A 973-nucleotide genomic window follows, 5' to 3' on the forward strand; every position below is an offset into this window, starting at 1 on the left:
AGGCTAGAATAGGTGAGAGGAAGGTAGAATTCCAGGTGTAGCGGTGAAATGCGTAGAGATCTGGAGGAATACCGATGGCGAAGGCAGCCTTCTGGCATCATATTGACACTGAGGTTCGAAAGCGTGGGTAGCAAACAGGATTAGATACCCTGGTAGTCCACGCCGTAAACGATGTCTACTAGTCGTTGGGTCCCTTGAGGACTTAGTGACGCAGCTAACGCAATAAGTAGACCGCCTGGGGAGTACGGCCGCAAGGTTAAAACTCAAATGAATTGACGGGGGCCCGCACAAGCGGTGGAGCATGTGGTTTAATTCGATGCAACGCGAAGAACCTTACCTGGTCTTGACATATCTAGAATCCTGCAGAGATGCGGGAGTGCCTTCGGGAATTAGAATACAGGTGCTGCATGGCTGTCGTCAGCTCGTGTCGTGAGATGTTGGGTTAAGTCCCGCAACGAGCGCAACCCTTGTCCTTAGTTACCAGCGGGTTAAGCCGGGAACTCTAAGGATACTGCCAGTGACAAACTGGAGGAAGGCGGGGACGACGTCAAGTCATCATGGCCCTTACGACCAGGGCTACACACGTGCTACAATGGTAGGTACAGAGGGCAGCTACACAGCGATGTGATGCGAATCTTTCAAAGCCTATCGTAGTCCAGATTGGAGTCTGCAACTCGACTCCATGAAGTAGGAATCGCTAGTAATCGCGGATCAGAATGCCGCGGTGAATACGTTCCCGGGCCTTGTACACACCGCCCGTCACACCATGGGAGTTGATTGCACCAGAAGTGGTTAGCCTAACTTAGTGAGGGCGATCACCACGGTGTGGTTGATGACTGGGGTGAAGTCGTAACAAGGTAGCCGTAGGGGAACCTGCGGCTGGATCACCTCCTTATAGACGGCATTCGCTCAGCAAGAATTCACAACAAGTTGTTCTTTAGTTTAGATTGTTTATAAGCCTTATTGTATAAAG

Annotated in this window: 1 rRNA gene; it reads left to right on the plus strand. The window is 51.1% G+C overall.

From position 1 onward, the window contains the following. Nucleotides 1-895 (plus strand): 16S ribosomal RNA (locus tag AAEY83_RS12680); the annotation flags it as partial. Between the last annotated feature and the right edge of the window lie 78 nt (nt 896-973).

Source organism: Psychrobacter sp. TB20-MNA-CIBAN-0197 (genome assembly GCF_040309765.1).
GTDB classification, from domain to species: Bacteria; Pseudomonadota; Gammaproteobacteria; order Pseudomonadales; family Moraxellaceae; genus Psychrobacter; species Psychrobacter submarinus.